We start from the raw sequence: 18,148 nt of genomic DNA, 5'->3' as shown, positions 1-18,148 counted from the left end.
GTAAGTAGATTAGAGGGAATGAAATGAAAATATTTAGTCAATTTGCCATTATATTATTTTTTTCAGTGTTAGGAGAAGGACTGCGAGTAGTACTGGATCTGCCGGTACCTGGCAGTATTTTAGGGATTTTATTATTGTTTCTGGCTTTTGAATTCAAAGTGATCAATGCCGAAAAAATCGCGCCTACCTGTAATTTTCTATTGAACAATTTGACGATCTTATTTGTTCCGGCGGGAGTAGGTTTGATGAAGTATTATGATGCCATCAAATTTACTTGGCCGATTTTATTAGGGATCGTCGGTGTCTGTGTCATAGCGACACTTGTGACGGTTGGAAAAACTACTGAATTGGTAGAAAAACTGCTGGAACGTCGTCAAGGGGTTGTTGTGGAAGAATTGGAAAAACTGGAAGAAACGTTAGAAGAATCATTAAAAGTAAAAGGCGGGGAATTGGAATGACAGCTGATTTTTTTCAAAACCCGTTAGTGGGACTGACACTAACGATCGTTGTATACTGTTTGATGGAATGGCTGTTGCGCTACGTCCGTATTCCTGTACTTAATCCATTGATTTTGACTGTGGTGTTCATTATCATTTTACTGAAAGTGACGGGTGTTTCTTATGATGACTATAACAAAGGCGCCGACTTTTTGACGATGATGATCACACCCGCGACAGTTGCCTTGGCATTGCCTCTGTATCAAAATCTGGATACGTTGAAGAAAAACAGTTTGCCGGTATTAGTAGCAACGGTCGTAGGGATCGTTACCAATGTGGTGTTGAGCATTGGGATCGGGCGGTTCTTTTCGTTGAAACAGAATATGATCCTTTCGCTGTTGCCAAAATCCGTTACTACAGCGATCTCATTAGATCTATCAAAACAAATGGGAGGCATTTCAGCGGTGACCCTGGCGATCGTAGTGTCTACGGGAATCTTAGGCGCATTGATCGGCAGTCATGTATTCAAACTGTTTCGTATAAAAAGCCCGGTAGCTCGCGGAATCGCATTGGGAAGCACCTCACACGCGATCGGGACGGGAAGAGCGATCGAATTAGGAGAAGTAGAAGGTATTTTATCCGGTCTGTGTATTTGCGTCAATGGAATCGCCACGGTGGTGCTTATGCCGTTTTTGTACAATATGATCAATGGTTTATTTTAAGAAAGTTTCCTTTTCGTCGAACATTTGCTAAAATGAGGCAGAGTTTGGCGAAGGGGTTTTTTTATGTATTTAGCAGCAAGCGCATTGCAAGAAATCGATTATGAATTAGTCAAAAAAGTCGCGATTTTGGAACTTTTTGCGGAAGAAAAATGGTTGACGGCAACCGAGATCGCACGACGGTTGCAGATGGACACGCGTAGTGTAGGAAGAATACGCCATGAATTGATGAAGGAATATCAGCGTTTTACCGGCTCGGATCTTCCGCTTTTTATCCGAGACAAACAAGGGTACCAAATGGTGATCGCGGAAAATGAATTGGAGCAGGAACAGTTTTTGATCCATTTGATTCGTCACACTCTCAGCATCCAAATGCTGGAAGAAATGATCGGTGAAACTGTCGATTCGCTGCATGGTTTCAGCAATGCTTTTTTTATCAGTGAAACAACGGCCCACCGCAAGCTGTCTGAGATCAAGGGACGATTGGCGCGTTCAGGGATCCAATTACGCCGAGGAAGTTATCGACTGGCAGGGGATGAAATGAACGTCCGGATGTATCTTTCTATTTATTATTGGCGGCTGTTTCGTGGAAAAATCTGGCCATTTCGGCAGATCGATCAGCAGATCGTTTCTCAAATCGCCGATGCGACTATGGCTTTTTTTGATGTGGATTTTCATGAAATGAAAAAACGCCGCTTGGAATATCTGATCGCTGCCAGTTTGCTGCGAGAGAGCCAGCATCACAAGATCACTGAAGCAACAGTGGCACCTTATTTAAAACAAAACGATTTGTTCGACTCTTTTTCTCGGGAAATCACGCCTATCCTGCCGGCTTATCACCAGACGGAAACGGCAGTAGGGTATCTATATCTCGCCTTATTGACAAGAGAAGAGTATTATCAACAGGCGGATAAAATGACAGCAATCAAAAAAAACTATCAACAGCAGGAAATTTTGTTCTATCAGCACTACCAGCAAATAACCAGGCAGTTGATCGAAAATTTGCAGACAGAAGACCGACCTCAAGGAAAACAGCTTTTGGATCAAGCACAAGGCTATTTATTGAGTGGTCATTTATTTGTTGAATTATTTCCCAAGCTTGAGCGAGGGATCAATGCTGATTCATTTTGGCGCCCGTCTCTTCAACGGCCAATGTTGCATCAATGGCTCAAAAAGCATTTTGATGAGATTAGAGAAAAGACTGGGGAAGAAAGTTTTTCCGAACACAGTCTGCTGTTTCACCGCTATATGACGATCCTCAAAGAATTGCCGGAATTTTCGCCCCATCTTCCTTGTATCCGAATCTTATTGCTGACAGATCTGCCTTTATTTGAAGAAGATGTCCTGATAAAAGATCTGACCCATTTTTTTAAACGCAATTATCGTTTGCTTTTTTTGCGGAAGCCTTCTGAAGCGTCTTATGATCTTTGTTTGACGACCAGCTATCTTTTGTGGCCGTTAGCATCGGGAATCCCCACGGTTTTGATCACTGAGGAGCTGAAAATGGAGGACTACATACAGCTGATGGAAGTCTTTGAAACGACTGTAAACCAAACAGAAGCGGAAAAATCGAAAGAATCGCTGAAAGGTAAAAGTTCCTTGAGACAAAACGGTTTTATATAGCGTATCCCATGAATTAATGATAAACTATTAACGAATATGTTTCTTAGAATTGTTTTGAGGAGAGTTCTCCTCGGGTTAAGAACATCAAGGAGGATAATAATGATTTCAGTAAATGACTTTAAAACAGGACTGACGATCGAAGTTGACGGCGGCATTTGGCGAGTTGTCGATTTCCAACACGTAAAACCAGGTAAAGGCGCGGCTTTTGTTCGTTCAAAACTAAAAAATCTGCGAACAGGTGCGGTTCAGGAAAAGACATTCCGCGCGGGTGAAAAGGTCGCTAAGGCACAAATCAATAACCGTAAAATGCAATACTTGTACGAAAGCGGCGGCAACCATGTCTTTATGGATCTGGAAACTTATGAACAAATCGAGATCCCAGAAGAACAAATCAAAGAAGAGTTGAAATATACTTTGGAAAATATGGAAGTCAACATCATTATGTACGGATCAGAGATCTTAGGTGTTGAACTGCCAAATACAGTTATCTTGGAAGTAGCAGAAACTGAACCAAATATCAAAGGCGATACTTCTTCTGGCGGATCAAAACCGGCAACAATGGAAACCGGTTTGACTGTCAATGTACCGTTTTTCGTCAACCAAGGAGATAAACTGATCATAAACACAACAGATGGTACGTATGTATCACGAGCATAAGAATGGAGGAAATCAACATGGCTGATGAAAAAAATCTAGTGTTGGATGCCAACCATGAATTAGGAGAAATCGTTATTGCACCGGAAGTGATCGAGGTCATTATCGGGATCGCAGCGTCAAAAGTCGAAGGAATCTACGGTATGCGAGGAACATTCGCCAATAATGTCACAGAATTATTAGGCCGTTCCGCCCACGGCAAAGGCGTTTACTTAACGATCGATGAAGCAGGGATCAAAGTTGATCTATATTGCTATATTAAATATGGTGTGTCAGTACCGAAAACGGCGATGGCAATCCAAGAGCGTGTCAAACAGCAAGTGCTGTTCATGACAGATGTCGAATTAGCGGAAGTCAATGTCCATGTAGTGGCAGTGGTTCCAGAAAAACTTGAACAACCAGATTTAGATGAATTATTTGAAAGTGAAGAGGAAGAAAATGAGTAAAGAAATATCCCGTCACGAGATTCGAAAAATGGCGCTGCAAGCTCTGTTTCCTCTGGATTTCAATCAAGACCTTTCGAAACAAGATGCGATTTTCCATGCGATCGAACTAGAACATCATGAAATCATTGATGAAGAGCAGGAAAACTTTGTGCCGGCTTACTTAGATCTATTAGTTGGCGGCGTCTGTGAGAAAAAAGCTGAATTAGATGAAATGATCCAACAACACTTGAAAAAAGGTTGGAGCATCCAACGTCTTTCTAAAATGGATGTAACGATTTTGCGAATCGCGATTTTTGAGATGCTTTATGTGGACGATGTGCCGAATAAAGTTGTCTTGAATGAAGCAATCGAACTTGCAAAAACTTTCAGTGACGATCAATCCCGTAAATTCGTTAATGGTGTGTTATCAACTATCAATAATGAGTTGACAGCGTGATCGGCATTCGTTTTTGGGATGCAGCCAGAATGGAACTTTCCATTCTGGTTTTTCTTTTGGTGTCTGGAAACGGCCGTACACTTTATAAAGCTATAGCGGCGGTGAAAGCCAAACATCCATGAAAAGAATTTCTTTTTTTCACTAAGAAAGCTTTCGCAAGAAATAATTGCTATGCTAGAATAGGAGCAAACAAGTAAGGGAGTCGATTCCATGGCACAACTGATCAAAGGAAAAGAATTAGCAGAAAGAATGCAGCTTGAACTTGCCGCGGAAGTAAAAGAGCTTGAAAAAGAACAAGTTCGTCCCGGATTGGTAGTTTTGCTGGTGGGGGAAGATCCAGCCAGTCAAACCTATGTAAAAAACAAAGAATTGGCTGCGCAACGGATCGGGATCCGTTCCAAAGTAGAACGATACCCTAGTGACATTTCCGAGGCAGCGTTATTAGCAGAAATCGAAAGATATAATCAAGATGAAGATTATCATGGTATTTTAGTGCAATTGCCATTGCCAAAACAAATAAATGAAGAAAAGATTTTGTTGGCTATCGATCCTAAGAAAGATGTAGATGGATTTCACCCAATGAATCTGGGAAAATTATTCGCCGGTTCACCAGAAATGATCCCTTGTACACCATTTGGCATCATGAAAATGTTTGAAGCCTATGATATCTCTTTAACTGGAAAACAGGCGTTAGTGATCGGCCGCAGTAATATCGTAGGCAAACCGATGGCGCATCTGCTTTTGGCGGAAAATGCCACGGTTACGATCGCCCATTCTCGCACAAAAAATTTAGCGGAATTAGCTAAACAAGCGGATATTTTAGTGGTTGCTATCGGCAGAGGACATTTTGTTACAAAAGAATTCATCAAAGAAGGCGCAGTTGTGATCGATGTAGGTATGAATCGTGATGAGAACGGCAAATTGATCGGAGACGTGAAATTTGACGAAGCAGAACCGCTTGCTTCTTATATCACACCAGTGCCTCGAGGCGTTGGTCCAATGACGATCACGATGCTGATGTACCAAACGATCCAAGCAGCGAAACGTAAGAAATCAGGTGAGTAGATGGAACAGCAGTACTTGACAGTCACTGCATTGACAAAATATTTGAAACGTAAATTTGACGCTGATCCTTATTTGGAACGGGTCTATTTGACTGGCGAGATCTCCAATTTTCGTTTGCGGCCTAACCATCAATATTTCAGTTTGAAAGACGATGGCGCCAAAATTTCTGCGGTAATGTTCAAAGGCGCTTTCGATAAAGTGCGCTTCAAACCTGAAGAAGGAATGAAGGTATTGGTGATTGGCCGTATTTCTTTATATGAAGCAAGCGGCAATTATCAAATCTATGTGGAACACATGGAACCTGACGGCATCGGTGCATTGTATCAAGCCTATGAACAATTAAAAGAAAAACTGGGAGCAGAAGGACTGTTTACTGCACCTAAGCAGCCCATTGTCCGTTTTCCTAAACGAATCGCGGTTTTGACAAGTCCCAGCGGTGCGGTGATCAGAGACATCATTACGACTGTCCGCCGTCGATATCCGATTGCCCAGATCGTATTGTTTCCAACGGTCGTCCAAGGTGATAAAGCGGCAGATGATGTCGTGAAAAATATCCAGAGAGTGGAAGCGCTGGGGAATTTCGATACGCTGATTTTAGGCCGCGGCGGCGGTTCGATCGAGGATCTGTGGCCTTTTAATGAAGAACGGGTGGCTCGTGCGATTTTTTCAGCGAAGACACCGATTATTTCTTCTGTCGGGCATGAAACAGATACTACTATCGCAGATCTTGTGGCTGATGTACGTGCGGCGACTCCCACTGCAGCGGCAGAGCTGGCGGTGCCGGTCTTATCAGAAGAAATCGTCAAAATTAGAGAACGGCGTGCCCGCTTAGAGCAAGCATTTATCTATCAACTACAGAAAAAAAATGAACGCTACCAGCGAGCGTTGAATTCTTATGTCTTCCGTCAGCCAGAACGGTTATACGATGCACAATCCATTAAATTAGATCAATTGAATCAGCGGTTGAAACAACAACTGCAACAACTGGTCTTTGAAAAAGAACGGCAAGCAACTCATACGATCCATCGTTTGCAGCAGGTGATTCCTTTGGCGAGAGTCAGAGAAGAACGGCAAAAAGCAGTATATCTGAGTGAACGCCTGCAAAAACAAAGCCGTCAGTTATTAGAAGACAAAACCCAGTCCTTACAACAACTGATCCAATCCTTGGATTTGCTGAGTCCGTTGAAAATCATGGGACGCGGCTACAGCTATACCACAAAAGAAGAGCGGGTCGTAAAATCCGTGACAGATCTGCGGGTAGGGGATGAACTGCAGGTCCATTATCAAGATGGTCAAGCAAAAGTCCACATCACCGATTTAGTAAAGGAGGAAAACCATGACTAATCCTACATTCGAAGAGTCATTGCAAGAATTAGAACAAATCGTAACAAAATTAGAACAAGGGGATGTCCCGTTAGAAGAAGCGCTGCAGTCTTTTCAAAAAGGCATGATTTTAAGCAAGCAGTGTCAGGATACATTGACAAAAGCAGAAAAAACTCTGACAAAAATGATGTCGGAAAACAACGAAGAAGTCCCATTTGAAGAGGCAGAAGAATGAGATCGTTAAGAGATATCCAACAGAGCCATCTGCCGCAAGTAGAAGCCGAGATGGTCCGTTTTATTACGGAGCATACCAGTCATGAAACTTTGAAGGAAAGTATGCTATATTCAATTCAAGCTGGCGGTAAGCGGCTGCGTCCGTTGATGTTGTTGGCAGCTGTCGCATCTTTTGGCAAAGAGATCACAGATGGCGCGTATCAAATAGCCGCCGCCTTAGAAATGGTCCATACCTACTCATTGATCCATGACGATCTGCCGGCAATGGACAACGATGACCTGCGGCGGGGCAAGCCTACCAATCATGTAGCGTTTGGCGAAGCAATGGCGATCTTGGCGGGTGATGGATTATTGACGGAAGCTTTTCATTTGATGAGTCTAGCGCAAGTTGATGCCAGTCCGAAAATATTGCTCCTGCAGCAATTTTCCAAATTAGCAGGCACCAGCGGAATGGTGGCGGGGCAGGCGGCTGATATCCAAGCAGAAGGGCAGCAGTTGAGTATCGATGAAATTGCCCAAATTCACCAGCATAAAACCGGTGATCTGATCGCTTTTGCTTTTGTCAGTGGAACGGTTCTAGCGGAACAGCCGGAAGAGGTCCTGCTGTCTGTCGAACGTTTTGCTAGACAATTAGGATTGGCTTTTCAAATTCGCGATGATCTGCTGGACGCGACAGCAACAACGGAAGAACTAGGGAAGAACACTCAGCGGGATCAAGAGCTGGCAAAAAGTACGTATCCTGCACTTTTGGGCATTGATGGTGCACGTCAGGCATTGACCCAGACTTTAGCAGCAGCCCAGCATGAAATCGATCAGCTGCAAACAGCTGTAGATTTTCATCCTCAACTATTTGCTGAGTTTATCGAAAAATTCCGTTTATAAAACAGAAAGAGGAAAAACATGAAAAAAGAACGCGTTGACGTTTTGGCGTATCAACAAGGACTATTTGAAACACGAGAACAGGCAAAACGAGGGGTCATGGCAGGATTAGTGTATACCGACAAAAATGAGCGGTTGGATAAACCGGGTGAAAAGATCTCTATCGAAACACCTCTGCAGATCAAAGGACAAAAACTCCCTTACGTTTCTCGCGGAGGATTAAAGCTGGAAAAAGCATTGAAGATCTTTGATTTTACTGTCCGTGATAAAGTCATTTTGGATATCGGGGCATCAACAGGCGGATTTACAGATGTTGCTTTGCAAAACGGGGCAAAGATGAGTTACGCATTGGATGTTGGGTATAACCAGCTTGCCTGGAAAATTCGTCAGGATGAACGGGTAATAGTAATGGAGCGGACGAATTTTCGCTATGCCAAGCCGGAAGACTTTCTTGAAGGAACGCCTGAAGTCGCAACCATCGACGTGTCATTCATTTCTTTAAAATTGATGTTGCCGCCTCTTCATAAGATTTTAGCGGATCAAGGGGATGTCATGGCGTTGATCAAACCGCAATTTGAAGCAGGAAAATCAGCGGTTGGCAAGCATGGTATCGTCCGAGATCCTAAAACCCATATCCAAGTTTTGGAAGAAATCCTATCGTTTGCTGCTAATGAAGGCTATGATGTGAAAAATTTGAGCTTTTCTCCTATCACAGGCGGAGAGGGCAATATCGAATTCATCGTTCATTTGAAGAAAGTACCTAAAACCGGTACAATCTCTGATGAAATCGATATACCAGCGCTAGTGGCAGAAGCCCATCAGCAGCTAGTAAAAGAATAACTATCAAAGGTGAAGACTGGGAGACTGCCGGCAAAGAACCAAGGTTGTCTGATTTTAAGATACGCATTTGTTCTATAAATCTGTAATTAAGCGACTGGAATCGGTTGGACAAATGAGTATGAATAGATAGGCCAACTTGTTCGTCGGTACTCAGTCTGGTTGCCTAGGCTCTTTTTTCTTTATTACCGAACGAAAACTATAGAAGGAGTACATAAGGATGAGAAAAAAAGATCGTCACCGTTTGATCACCCGCTTGCTGAGCGAAAGAAATATCCAAAAGCAGGAAGAATTCGTTGAATTGCTGAAAGAACGCGACATCCAAGTGACGCAAGCCACGATTTCCCGGGATATCAAAGAATTGAAACTGATCAAAGTCCCGTCTTCAGAAGGCGGCTATCGGTATAGTCTGCCGGCTGAAACAGCGGAAGATGTCGGCGCCAAATTGGAAAAGATTTTAAAGGATGCTTTCGTGGCTGTTGATCAGATGGAGAAGTTCGTGATCTTAAAAACATTGCCAGGGAATGCTTCAGCAGCAGCCAATCTGATCGATCGCCGTTTCAAAGAACAATTGTTTGCAACGTTGAACGATGATGACAATGTGTTGATGATCGCCCGGACAGAAGAAGATGCGGCAATGATCCGCCGCGAATTTTTGCAGTATTTATAATCTAGGAGGCCAGTGATGTTACTAGAGCTGACAATTAAAAATTTTGCGATCATTTCAGAATTACATCTGAATTTTCATAAAGGGATGACAGCATTGACCGGAGAGACTGGTGCCGGCAAGTCCATCATTATTGATGCGCTGGGACTGCTGGCAGGCGGCCGCGGTTCAAGCGATTATATCCGTCAAGGCAGCGAGAAATGTCTGTTGGAAGGGTTATTTGAAGTACCTCAACGGGAAGATTTTGCTTTACTGATTAATGAGCTGGGGATCGATACTGAGGAAGAACTGCTGATCGTTCAGCGAGATATGTCCATGAATGGGAAAAACATTTGCCGAGTAAACGGACGGACGATCACATTGGCGAATCTGCGGCGTGTGGGGGCCTTCTTAGTTGATATTCAAGGGCAAAATGAGCATCAAGAATTGTTACAGCCAGAACGTCATTTGTCATTCGTCGATGAGTTCGGTGATGAGAAATATAATGAGACATTAAAAGTCTATCAGCGGGAATATCATGAATACCGCAAGTTGGAACAGCAGATCCGCAAAATTCAGAACAATGAACAATCGTTTGTTCAGCGGATGGATATGCTGCGTTTTCAACAAGAAGAGATCCAGCAGGCACAGCTGCAGATCGGCGAAGAAGAGACCTTGTTGGAAGAGCGGGACAAATTAAGCAACTACCAAAAAATCGTTGACGCCTTTGCACAAAGCTATGCGGCCTTGGCAAGTGAAGGTTCCAATAGTTTGGATGGGGTAGGAATGGCGCTGAATGAGATCCAAGGCATCGCTCATTTGGATAAAGAATTTGAAACGATCGGTGAGAATGTCCAAACAGCCTATTATTTGTTGCAGGACGCGGCTGCAGAGATCTCGCGGCAAATTGACAATCTGGAGTTGGATGAAGAACGACTGGAAGTAGTGGAACAGCGTTTGGATCTGATCCGTCAGCTGAAACGCAAGTATGGTGATTCGATCCCGACGATTTTGGAATATACTGAAAAGATTTCCCAAGAATTAGCAGAAGCTGATTTTTCGGAAGAAAATCTGGAAAAAATGATTCAAACATTGTCTAAAAAAGAAACGCATGTCTGGCAGTTGGCAGAACAAATTCATCAACAACGTAAATTGATCGCTCACCGTTTGGAAAAAGAGGTTGTTCAAGAGTTAAAAGACCTTTATATGGAAAACAGCCAATTTGAAGTTGTATTCAAAGGGCAAGGAAAGACATTGAAAGAAACCGGTTTTGACGAAGTAGAATTTTTCCTGACCACCAATCCAGGAGAACCTTTAAAACCGCTTGTAAAGGTTGCTTCCGGCGGTGAATTATCAAGAATCCTGTTGGCTTTAAAAACGATCTTTTCAAAAACCCAAGGAATCACTAGTATCATTTTTGATGAGGTAGATACGGGCGTTAGCGGACGGGTGGCGCAAGCAATCGCGCAAAAAATCTCGAAGATCGCTCGAAATTCTCAAGTTTTGTGTATCACTCATTTGCCTCAGGTAGCGGCGATCGCTGATTATCAGTACTATATTGCAAAAAAAGTACAGGCAGGACGAACCTCCACGACAGTTCAACAATTGGCAGATACTGAACGTGTTCAAGAAATCGCCCGTATGCTTTCAGGAGCTGAGATCACAGAGTTGACGATCGAGCATGCTAGAGAACTGTTGCAGATGGCTAAAGAGCTTGATGTAAGTAAAACAAACAAATAATGAAAGTGCAGCAAATGACATTGATTTGAGCAGGAAACGTCAAACGATAAAATAAATCTTTATTCATATGTTGGCTGCGAGTTATTTTCAATCGGTACAGCTATTAATCAACAAGAAAAAGCCGAAAAATCGTGATTTTGAATCGACTCCCAATTTTTTGGGAGCCGGTCCAAATTTCCGATTTTTCGGCTTTTTTGTCGGTTTTGATACAGGATTTTCTGCGGAATGCTTAGATAACACTCAAGATAGCTGTTAGGAAAACAGAACCCAGTGTTAAGATCAGCATCGTCCAAATTACTACTTTAGTAACTTTAGAAAATGTACTCGTTGATTTTTTTTCGTTCATGAGACCCATCCTTTTTATCGTTGCTACCCAAAGTTTACATGGAAAGAATCGTTTCTTCAAGTGACAAACGAAAACTTTACAAAAGATTCTTTTTTCTTAAATAATAGATGGCTATATAACAAAAGACCAGTGTGCCGATAGCGATCAAAAAGAATGCGTCATCTCTGGAAGCGAAAGGCAATTTAACATTCATTCCATAAAAACCGCCGATGATCGTCGGGATCGTCAAGACGATCGTCAGCGAGGTCAAAATCTTCATCACGTTATTCAAGTTATTGGAGACGATCGCTGAAAAAATATCAGTCATCTGGTTGACCAGTTTCAAGTGGATTCGAGCAGAGATCATCGATTGTTCAGTTTCTACTAAAATATCATGAAGATGGTTCCGATAGGCATGGTTTTTTTGAAATTCCGGAGAAAGAGCAAGATTATTCAATGCTTGCAGATTCGCTTTTGTCGCTGCTTCAAAAAACACCAGACTTTTTTGGATGTCCATGATTTGATACAGATGTTTATTTTTGGTGGACACTTGGATTTGTCCTTCCAATTTTTCTACTTGGTCTTTGATCATCCGCAGATGGTCGTTATAGGAAAGTACCAAGCGCCATACGATCTGCCATATCAAATTGATGTAATTGCTCATGTCATTATTTGGCAAAGGCTGTTTGAGGACCTTGCTGAAAAATGTTGGATGACGGTTCGATACACTGATCAATTTGTTATCAGCGGTGATGATGAGGGATAAAGGAAACGTCTCAAATTGCAAGTAACCGCTGGGACTTGTGGAAACATAAGGAAATTGAAGCAATAATAAAATAGGACGTTTGAATTTCTCTTGTTCAAGTCCTTCAACACGAGAATTTTCAGCATCATCCAAAATAGCTGATAAATAGTCGATAGGTAGTTGATATTCTTCTGAAAGTGTGCTAATTTCTTGACTTGTTGGCTTCTCTACATGAAGCCATAAAAAATCAGCGGATTTATTTTCATGAGGCACCAGTATTTGGTCATCCACTGTATAATAATACTTCATTTGCTCACATCCTTATCAGTACTATTATAAAGGAAAATCCGAGAGAATTCTTTGAAAATGCTTTTTTATCTTGTGAAAGTTTTTCCTATCTGAATGAACTTTTAAAAGAACTGAAACATCTGTGTAAAGTAAATGAAGTATAGTTACACTAGTTAAGAAGAGGGGAACAATCTAATGGCAAGTTTTTCACCAGTTTTGATTTTTTGGTACTTATTTCCAATCATCGTTTTATTTGCAGCAACTTTTTTAGTTACTACATTTTCTTTACAAAAGCGCTTAAAAATCAAAGCGCCTGATATCAGTATTCCTTTTTTATTTTATGGTTTGCATCAATTGTCGATCAATACATTCAATATGTCGATCCTGCCGTATTTTTTGATCCCTATTTTCTTTTTAGGAATCTTAGTGGCGGTATTTCAAGCCTATTATTATGGAGAGATCTTATACTCCCGTTACCTGAAAATGTTCTGGCGACTGGTGTTTTTGATTTCGATTTTATTGTATGTCATTTTGATAGTGATGAATATTCTTCATTATCTATAAAAAAACTTTTAAATGTCTGCAAAAAAGATATCTTCCTTTTTAAAATCTTTGGTAAAAAATAGTCAAAAAACTTCACACAACATTTTCCAGAAAAGGTGGTGGAATGTGGGGGATTGTGGTAGACTGTGAATATCAGGTGGAGATCGGGGGATATTTGTCGATGTTTATGGGAGAATTCCAACATACGATAGATGCAAAAGGTCGACTAATCGTTCCATCCAAACTACGCGAAAAACTTGGTGAAAAGTTTGTAGTGACTAGAGGATTGGACGGTTGTTTGTTTGGCTACCCGTTACCTGAATGGAATAACTTAGAAGAAAAATTAAACGAGATGCCTCTAGCAAAAAAAGATGCCCGGACGTTTACCAGATACTTTTATTCTGCTGCGACAGAATGCGAGATCGACAAACAAGGACGCATCAATATCCCGGCTACCTTACGAAAACACGCAAACTTATCTAAAAATTGTGTGATCACAGGTGTAGCGAATCGAATCGAGATTTGGGACGAAGAACGCTGGAACGCATTTGCTGTTGAAGCAGAAGAAAACTTTGATGAGATCGCAGAGAACATGATCGACTTTGGATTATAAGATATAGGAAGAGGCAACTAGATGACCGCGGAATTTCAGCACTATACTGTCATGCTAAAAGAAACTGTAGACGGATTGAATATCCAACCTGAAGGAATCTACGTAGATTGTACTTTGGGCGGTGCTGGACACAGTGAGTATTTGCTGAGCCAGTTACAGTCCAAGGGCCATTTGTATGCATTCGACCAAGATCAAAAAGCAATCGATCATGCGAAAAAACGCTTAGCGCCTTATGTTGAAAAAGGGCAAGTTACTTTTATCAAAAGCAATTTTCGTTTTTTGCGGGAAAAACTTGAAGAGATCGGCGTTACGCATGTCGATGGGATTCTTTATGACCTAGGTGTCTCTTCACCACAATTAGATGAAGCACAAAGAGGGTTCAGTTACCATCAAGATGCGCCTTTGGATATGAGGATGGATCAAAGCGCTGCGTTTTCTGCATATAATGTCATCAATGAATATGATTATCATGAATTAGTTAAGATTTTTTACCGTTATGGTGAAGAAAAATTTTCAAAACAGATCGCTCGCGAAATCGAACGAGTTCGGAAAGAACATCCCATCGCAACGACCGGAGAATTAGTGGAGATCATTAAAACAGCTATCCCTGCTCCTGCAAGACGCAAGGGCGGACATCCGGCGAAACGGATCTTCCAAGCTGTCCGAATCGCTGTCAATGATGAACTGGGCGCGATCGAAGACTCATTAGAACAAGCCATCGCGTTATTGAATCCTAAAGGAAGAGTGAGTGTCATCACATTCCATTCCTTAGAAGATCGTATCGTAAAAACAATGTTCAAAGAGTACAGCAGCCCGAAAGATCTTCCACCGGGCTTGCCAGTCATCCCAGAAGAATATCAACCAGAATTAAAATTGATCACAAGAAAGCCGATGGTTGCTTCAGAAGCCGAGCTTGCTGAAAACAATCGTTCAAGAAGTGCAAAACTGCGGATCGCAGAGAAAGTGAGAAGGAAGGAGAGTTAAGATGGCGGAATTGAAAGCCCACGATTATGGTTACACAGAACCACTCATCGAAATACCGCAACAAGAAAAACCCACGCAACCGTCTACTGATCGCCCAGAGATCATCGTGGTACCTCAATCTCCAGCTCACAAACTTAAAAAAATCAGCAAGATCGAAAAGTTGATCGGTGTGTTCTTATTAGGAGCTATGATCGGACTTGCCGTTCTTACGATTTATGTGCGTACGGATATTAGTCAGCTTGAACATGATGTTTCATTGATCCAAGCAGAAACGACTCAAAAGAAAGAAGACTCGACACGTCTGGAGCAAGAAAAAAGCGAGCTTTCCAAGACAGATCGCATTAAAAAAATTGCCGAAGAAAAAGGCATGACAATCAATGATGATAACTTAAGGAAAGTGAAATAAATGAGTTTTAAACGAATCAAGAGCTATATCAAAAGTAAAAATTTAAATCCGATGAACAATCGCAAAAAAGTAGGTATTATTTTGTTTGCTACGAGTATTGGGTTGTTCTTTTTGTTTGCCGCCCGAATGTCTTACTTGGTGGTGGTAGGTAGAGTTGCCGGTACTTCATTAAAAGAAAAAACAGAAGCGCTATACCAAGGTTCCAGTGTAGTAAAAGCCCGCCGCGGAACGATTTATGACCGCAATGGCGTAGCAATTGCCGAAGACGCCACTTCTTATTCTGTCAAAGCGATTTTATCTAAGACCTATATGACAGGTACGAAAAAGCTTTATGCGCAAGAAAAGGATTTCGATAAATTAGCAGAGATCCTTCACAAAGAATTGGGCATGGATAAAGATTACGCGATCGATATGCTGGAAAAAGGCGCGAAAGCAGAGCAATACCAAGTGGAATTTGGTGAAAGAGGAAAAAACATCACACTTGAGAAAAAAGAAAAAATCGAAAAGGATCTGAAAGATCAAGACCTTGCCGGTTTATACTTTGATGAGCACCCTGCTCGTATCTATCCTAATGGCGTTTTTTCTTCTCATTTTATCGGTATCGCTGAACCAGTGGTAGATAAGAATGGCGTTGACAAAGGCTTGGAAGGAAAATTTGGTTTGGAAGCTGCCTATGATGATCTATTGAGCGGGACAGACGGCAAGATCGTATATCAGAAAGACAATTTCCAAAATCCATTGCCAGGAACAGTGGCGGAAGAAAAGAAGGCAAAAGACGGACAAGATATCTATACGACTCTTGACAGTCGTTTGCAGTCTTATCTTGAAACTTTGATGGATCAGTCCAACAAAGAATACAAACCAGAAAATATGACAGCTATGCTGATGAAGGCCGATACTGGAGAAATCATTGCGATGTCGCAACGACCAACCTTCAATCCTGAAACCAAAACAGAACTTTCTAAAAAAGGGTTTGAATGGCGCAATCTGCTGGTACAAGATCGTTATGAACCAGGTTCGACAATGAAGACGATGCTGACAGCCGCTGCTATCAACGAAGGGGTCTTCAATGAAAATGAGACCTTCGTATCAGGAAAGATCAAGGTCGCAGACACTACTATCAACGACCATGACTTTGGTGCAAAAGGTGTATTGACGATGCGCCAAGCATTGTCTTGGTCAAGTAATGTCGGAATGGTAAAACTGGAAGAGAAACTTGGTTGGAGTCGCTGGTCTCGTTATTTGCATCAATTTGGTTTCGGAAAAAGTACTTACTCCGGATTGCCTGACGAAAATACCGGGATCTTACCTGGCGATAACGTCGTCGACCAAGCAATGAGTTCATTTGGTCAAGCGATCGGTGTGACAAATTTCCAAATGATGCAGGCGTTCACGGCGATCGCCAATGATGGTGAGATGCTGAAACCACAATACATCAGTAAAATTGCTGATCCAGATACAGGCAAAGAGCGAGTCAATGAACCGGAAGTCGTCGGTCATCCGATTTCGGCAGAGGCTTCGGAAAAAGTCCGCGAGTATATGCGGGATGTCGTTGAAAGTGAAAATTACGGAAGTGCCTATAACCAATACAAAGTTCCTGGTTATAATATCGCCGCTAAGACAGGGACAGCGCAAGTCGTCGGCGAAAACGGCGGTTATCTGGAAGGTGCGACAGCGTATCTGTATTCGATCGTTGAGATGATCCCAGCGGAAAAACCAGAGTATATCTTGTATATGACGATGAAAACACCAGAAACTTGGGAACAAAAAGCCCTAGGGAATATCGGTAATCCTTTATTAAAACGTGCGATGGATCTTAAAGAAGCAGATGAAAATCAGCCTACAAAACATGATTCAGAAACGATTACAGTGGCCGATTATCGTAATCTCGATGTGGATACTGCCGCAGGCGACGCATCAAAAAGCGGATTGAATCCTGTGATCATCGGTGATGGGGATAAAGTAAAAGAACAATCGACGCCAAGTGGTTCAGAATTGATGTCTTCAGAACGACTGCTGTTGAAAACCACCGGCGATGAATTCGATATGCCGGATACCACCGGCTGGTCAAAATCGGATCTGATGAAATTAGGCGACCTGTTGGGGATCACGGTTGATTTTGAAGGAGAAGGCTATTGTGTGGCTCAAAGTATTGAACCATTTGAAAAAATAAAAGAGACAGATAAAGTAACATTTACGTTGCAGAATAATTGATTTGAGGAGAGAACAAGATGGAATGGACAGAAATGCTATTGCCGGTCGTAAGCAGCTTTGCGATGACTTTTGCGATGATGCCGCTGTTTATCGGTTATTTTAGAATGAAACAATTTGGACAAGAAATTAGAGATGAAGGTCCTAAGTGGCACAATGTCAAAGCAGGAACACCAACGATGGGCGGTGTCGTTTTCCTGATCGCCAGTATTTTAACTGGGATCTGGGTCGGAGCTTGGCAAAAAAGTTTGACACCAGCATTGTTCATTCTGCTGTTCATCCTTTTTCTATATGGTCTGCTAGGCTTTTTGGATGATTTTATCAAACTTTTCAAAAAGCGGAATATGGGTTTGACTTCATTGCAAAAATTGATCGGTCAAATCGTTGGAGCAGTAGTTTTCTACGGTGTTTATCTGATGGACGGCAACGCTAATACATTGAATCTTTTTGGCTATGATCTGAATCTGTCGATCATTTACGGCGTTTTTGTCGTCTTCTGGTTGGTGGGCTTCTCCAATGCTGTCAACTTAACAGACGGGATCGACGGTCTTGTGTCGGTTCTGGGGATCATCTCCTTTGCGACTTACGGAATCATCGCATGGAAACAAAATCAAATCGATGTGTTGATCATTTGTTTGAGTGTCATCGGCGGATTGATCGGCTTCTTCCCTTACAATAAAAAACCTGCTAAAATCTTTATGGGTGATGTAGGTTCATTGGCATTAGGCGGATTGCTGGCAGCAATTTCGATTCTTCTGCATCAAGAATGGACACTATTGCTGATAGGATTAGTCTATGTATGTGAAACCGCAAGCGTGATGCTGCAAGTGACATCCTTCAAGCTGACAGGCAAACGTATCTTTAAAATGTCACCGATCCACCATCATTTTGAAATGAGCGGCTGGTCTGAATGGCGAATCGATATCACTTTTTGGATCGTTGCGTTGATTTGCTCAATCGTTACTTTAGTGATCGTTCTGTAGGAGATGGAAAA

At 42.0% G+C, this 18,148-nt stretch carries 21 protein-coding genes; 19 read left to right on the top strand and 2 right to left on the bottom strand.

Annotated features, from left to right (window positions below; all coding sequences use genetic code 11):
• Positions 1-23: 23 nt before the first annotated feature.
• From EFB00_RS02475 to recN, 13 genes are all read left to right on the top strand, one after another.
• On the top strand, positions 24-458 hold the full coding sequence (locus EFB00_RS02475) for a CidA/LrgA family protein (RefSeq protein WP_122645353.1): 435 nt from the start codon (positions 24-26) through the stop codon (positions 456-458).
• A complete protein-coding gene (locus tag EFB00_RS02470) occupies positions 455-1,159 on the top strand; it encodes an LrgB family protein (RefSeq protein WP_122645352.1) in 705 nt (234 codons plus the stop codon). Before EFB00_RS02475 ends, EFB00_RS02470 begins: the two co-directional genes overlap by 4 nt.
• Positions 1,160-1,222: 63 nt before the next feature.
• Positions 1,223-2,779 carry a helix-turn-helix domain-containing protein gene (locus EFB00_RS02465; protein WP_122645351.1) on the top strand — a complete coding sequence of 519 codons (1,557 nt, stop codon included), beginning with the start codon at positions 1,223-1,225 and terminating at the stop codon, positions 2,777-2,779.
• 99 nt (positions 2,780-2,878) lie between these two features.
• Complete coding sequence (gene efp, locus EFB00_RS02460) at positions 2,879-3,436, top strand: elongation factor P (protein WP_122645350.1); 558 nt, start codon at positions 2,879-2,881, stop codon at positions 3,434-3,436.
• Positions 3,437-3,453: 17 nt separating this feature from the next.
• A complete protein-coding gene (locus EFB00_RS02455; protein WP_122645349.1) occupies positions 3,454-3,879 on the top strand; it encodes an Asp23/Gls24 family envelope stress response protein in 426 nt (141 codons plus the stop codon).
• Positions 3,872-4,315 carry a transcription antitermination factor NusB gene (gene nusB / locus EFB00_RS02450; protein ID WP_122645348.1) on the top strand — a complete coding sequence of 148 codons (444 nt, stop codon included), beginning with the start codon at positions 3,872-3,874 and terminating at the stop codon, positions 4,313-4,315. Before EFB00_RS02455 ends, nusB begins: the two co-directional genes overlap by 8 nt.
• A 210-nt stretch (positions 4,316-4,525) precedes the next feature.
• On the top strand, positions 4,526-5,380 hold the full coding sequence (locus EFB00_RS02445) for a bifunctional methylenetetrahydrofolate dehydrogenase/methenyltetrahydrofolate cyclohydrolase (protein ID WP_122645347.1): 855 nt from the start codon (positions 4,526-4,528) through the stop codon (positions 5,378-5,380).
• Positions 5,381-6,724, top strand: a complete 1,344-nt coding sequence (gene xseA / locus EFB00_RS02440) for an exodeoxyribonuclease VII large subunit (protein WP_122645346.1) — start codon at positions 5,381-5,383, stop codon at positions 6,722-6,724.
• The gene (locus EFB00_RS02435) at positions 6,717-6,938 is read left to right on the top strand and encodes an exodeoxyribonuclease VII small subunit (RefSeq protein WP_122645345.1); all 222 of its coding nucleotides are present in this window, start codon (positions 6,717-6,719) and stop codon (positions 6,936-6,938) included. Before xseA ends, EFB00_RS02435 begins: the two co-directional genes overlap by 8 nt.
• Entirely contained in the window at positions 6,935-7,819 is an 885-nt protein-coding gene (locus EFB00_RS02430; RefSeq protein WP_122645344.1) for a polyprenyl synthetase family protein, read from the top strand. The genes EFB00_RS02435 and EFB00_RS02430 overlap by 4 nt, the downstream gene beginning before the upstream one ends.
• Positions 7,820-7,837: 18 nt before the next feature.
• Positions 7,838-8,656: a TlyA family RNA methyltransferase gene (locus tag EFB00_RS02425; RefSeq protein ID WP_122645343.1), complete on the top strand. Its 819-nt coding sequence runs from the start codon at positions 7,838-7,840 to the stop codon at positions 8,654-8,656.
• A gap of 217 nt (positions 8,657-8,873) precedes the next feature.
• Positions 8,874-9,323, top strand: coding sequence for an arginine repressor (gene argR / locus EFB00_RS02420; RefSeq protein ID WP_122645342.1), 450 nt, complete (start codon positions 8,874-8,876; stop codon positions 9,321-9,323).
• Between the two features lie 15 nt (positions 9,324-9,338).
• Positions 9,339-11,039 carry a DNA repair protein RecN gene (gene recN, locus EFB00_RS02415; RefSeq protein ID WP_122645341.1) on the top strand — a complete coding sequence of 567 codons (1,701 nt, stop codon included), beginning with the start codon at positions 9,339-9,341 and terminating at the stop codon, positions 11,037-11,039.
• Between the two features lie 229 nt (positions 11,040-11,268).
• Here the strand turns inward: recN and EFB00_RS02410 are convergent, their stop codons facing one another.
• Complete coding sequence (locus tag EFB00_RS02410) at positions 11,269-11,385, bottom strand: DUF4044 domain-containing protein (protein ID WP_122645340.1); 117 nt, start codon at positions 11,383-11,385, stop codon at positions 11,269-11,271.
• 76 nt (positions 11,386-11,461) lie between these two features.
• On the bottom strand, positions 11,462-12,418 hold the full coding sequence (locus EFB00_RS02405; protein ID WP_122645339.1) for a magnesium transporter CorA family protein: 957 nt from the start codon (positions 12,416-12,418) through the stop codon (positions 11,462-11,464).
• A gap of 174 nt (positions 12,419-12,592) precedes the next feature.
• On the opposite strand from EFB00_RS02405, the gene EFB00_RS02400 reads away from it, so the two are divergent.
• From EFB00_RS02400 to mraY, 6 genes are all read left to right on the top strand, one after another.
• Positions 12,593-12,961 carry a DUF3397 domain-containing protein gene (locus tag EFB00_RS02400; RefSeq protein ID WP_122645338.1) on the top strand — a complete coding sequence of 123 codons (369 nt, stop codon included), beginning with the start codon at positions 12,593-12,595 and terminating at the stop codon, positions 12,959-12,961.
• 160 nt (positions 12,962-13,121) lie between these two features.
• Complete coding sequence (mraZ, locus tag EFB00_RS02395) at positions 13,122-13,553, top strand: division/cell wall cluster transcriptional repressor MraZ (RefSeq protein ID WP_122647024.1); 432 nt, start codon at positions 13,122-13,124, stop codon at positions 13,551-13,553.
• Positions 13,554-13,574: 21 nt separating this feature from the next.
• Positions 13,575-14,537 carry a 16S rRNA (cytosine(1402)-N(4))-methyltransferase RsmH gene (rsmH, locus tag EFB00_RS02390; RefSeq protein WP_122645337.1) on the top strand — a complete coding sequence of 321 codons (963 nt, stop codon included), beginning with the start codon at positions 13,575-13,577 and terminating at the stop codon, positions 14,535-14,537.
• 1 nt (position 14,538) lies between these two features.
• On the top strand, positions 14,539-14,943 hold the full coding sequence (ftsL, locus tag EFB00_RS02385; RefSeq protein WP_122645336.1) for a cell division protein FtsL: 405 nt from the start codon (positions 14,539-14,541) through the stop codon (positions 14,941-14,943).
• A complete protein-coding gene (locus EFB00_RS02380) occupies positions 14,944-17,157 on the top strand; it encodes a penicillin-binding transpeptidase domain-containing protein (RefSeq protein WP_122645335.1) in 2,214 nt (737 codons plus the stop codon).
• A 17-nt stretch (positions 17,158-17,174) separates the two neighbouring features.
• Complete coding sequence (gene mraY, locus EFB00_RS02375; protein ID WP_122645334.1) at positions 17,175-18,137, top strand: phospho-N-acetylmuramoyl-pentapeptide-transferase; 963 nt, start codon at positions 17,175-17,177, stop codon at positions 18,135-18,137.
• Positions 18,138-18,148: the final 11 nt, after the last annotated feature.

It is taken from the genome of Enterococcus mediterraneensis (assembly GCF_900604485.1).
Taxonomy (GTDB): Bacteria; Bacillota; Bacilli; order Lactobacillales; family Enterococcaceae; genus Enterococcus_C; species Enterococcus_C mediterraneensis.
This window is presented reverse-complemented; position numbering and strand designations above follow the sequence as displayed.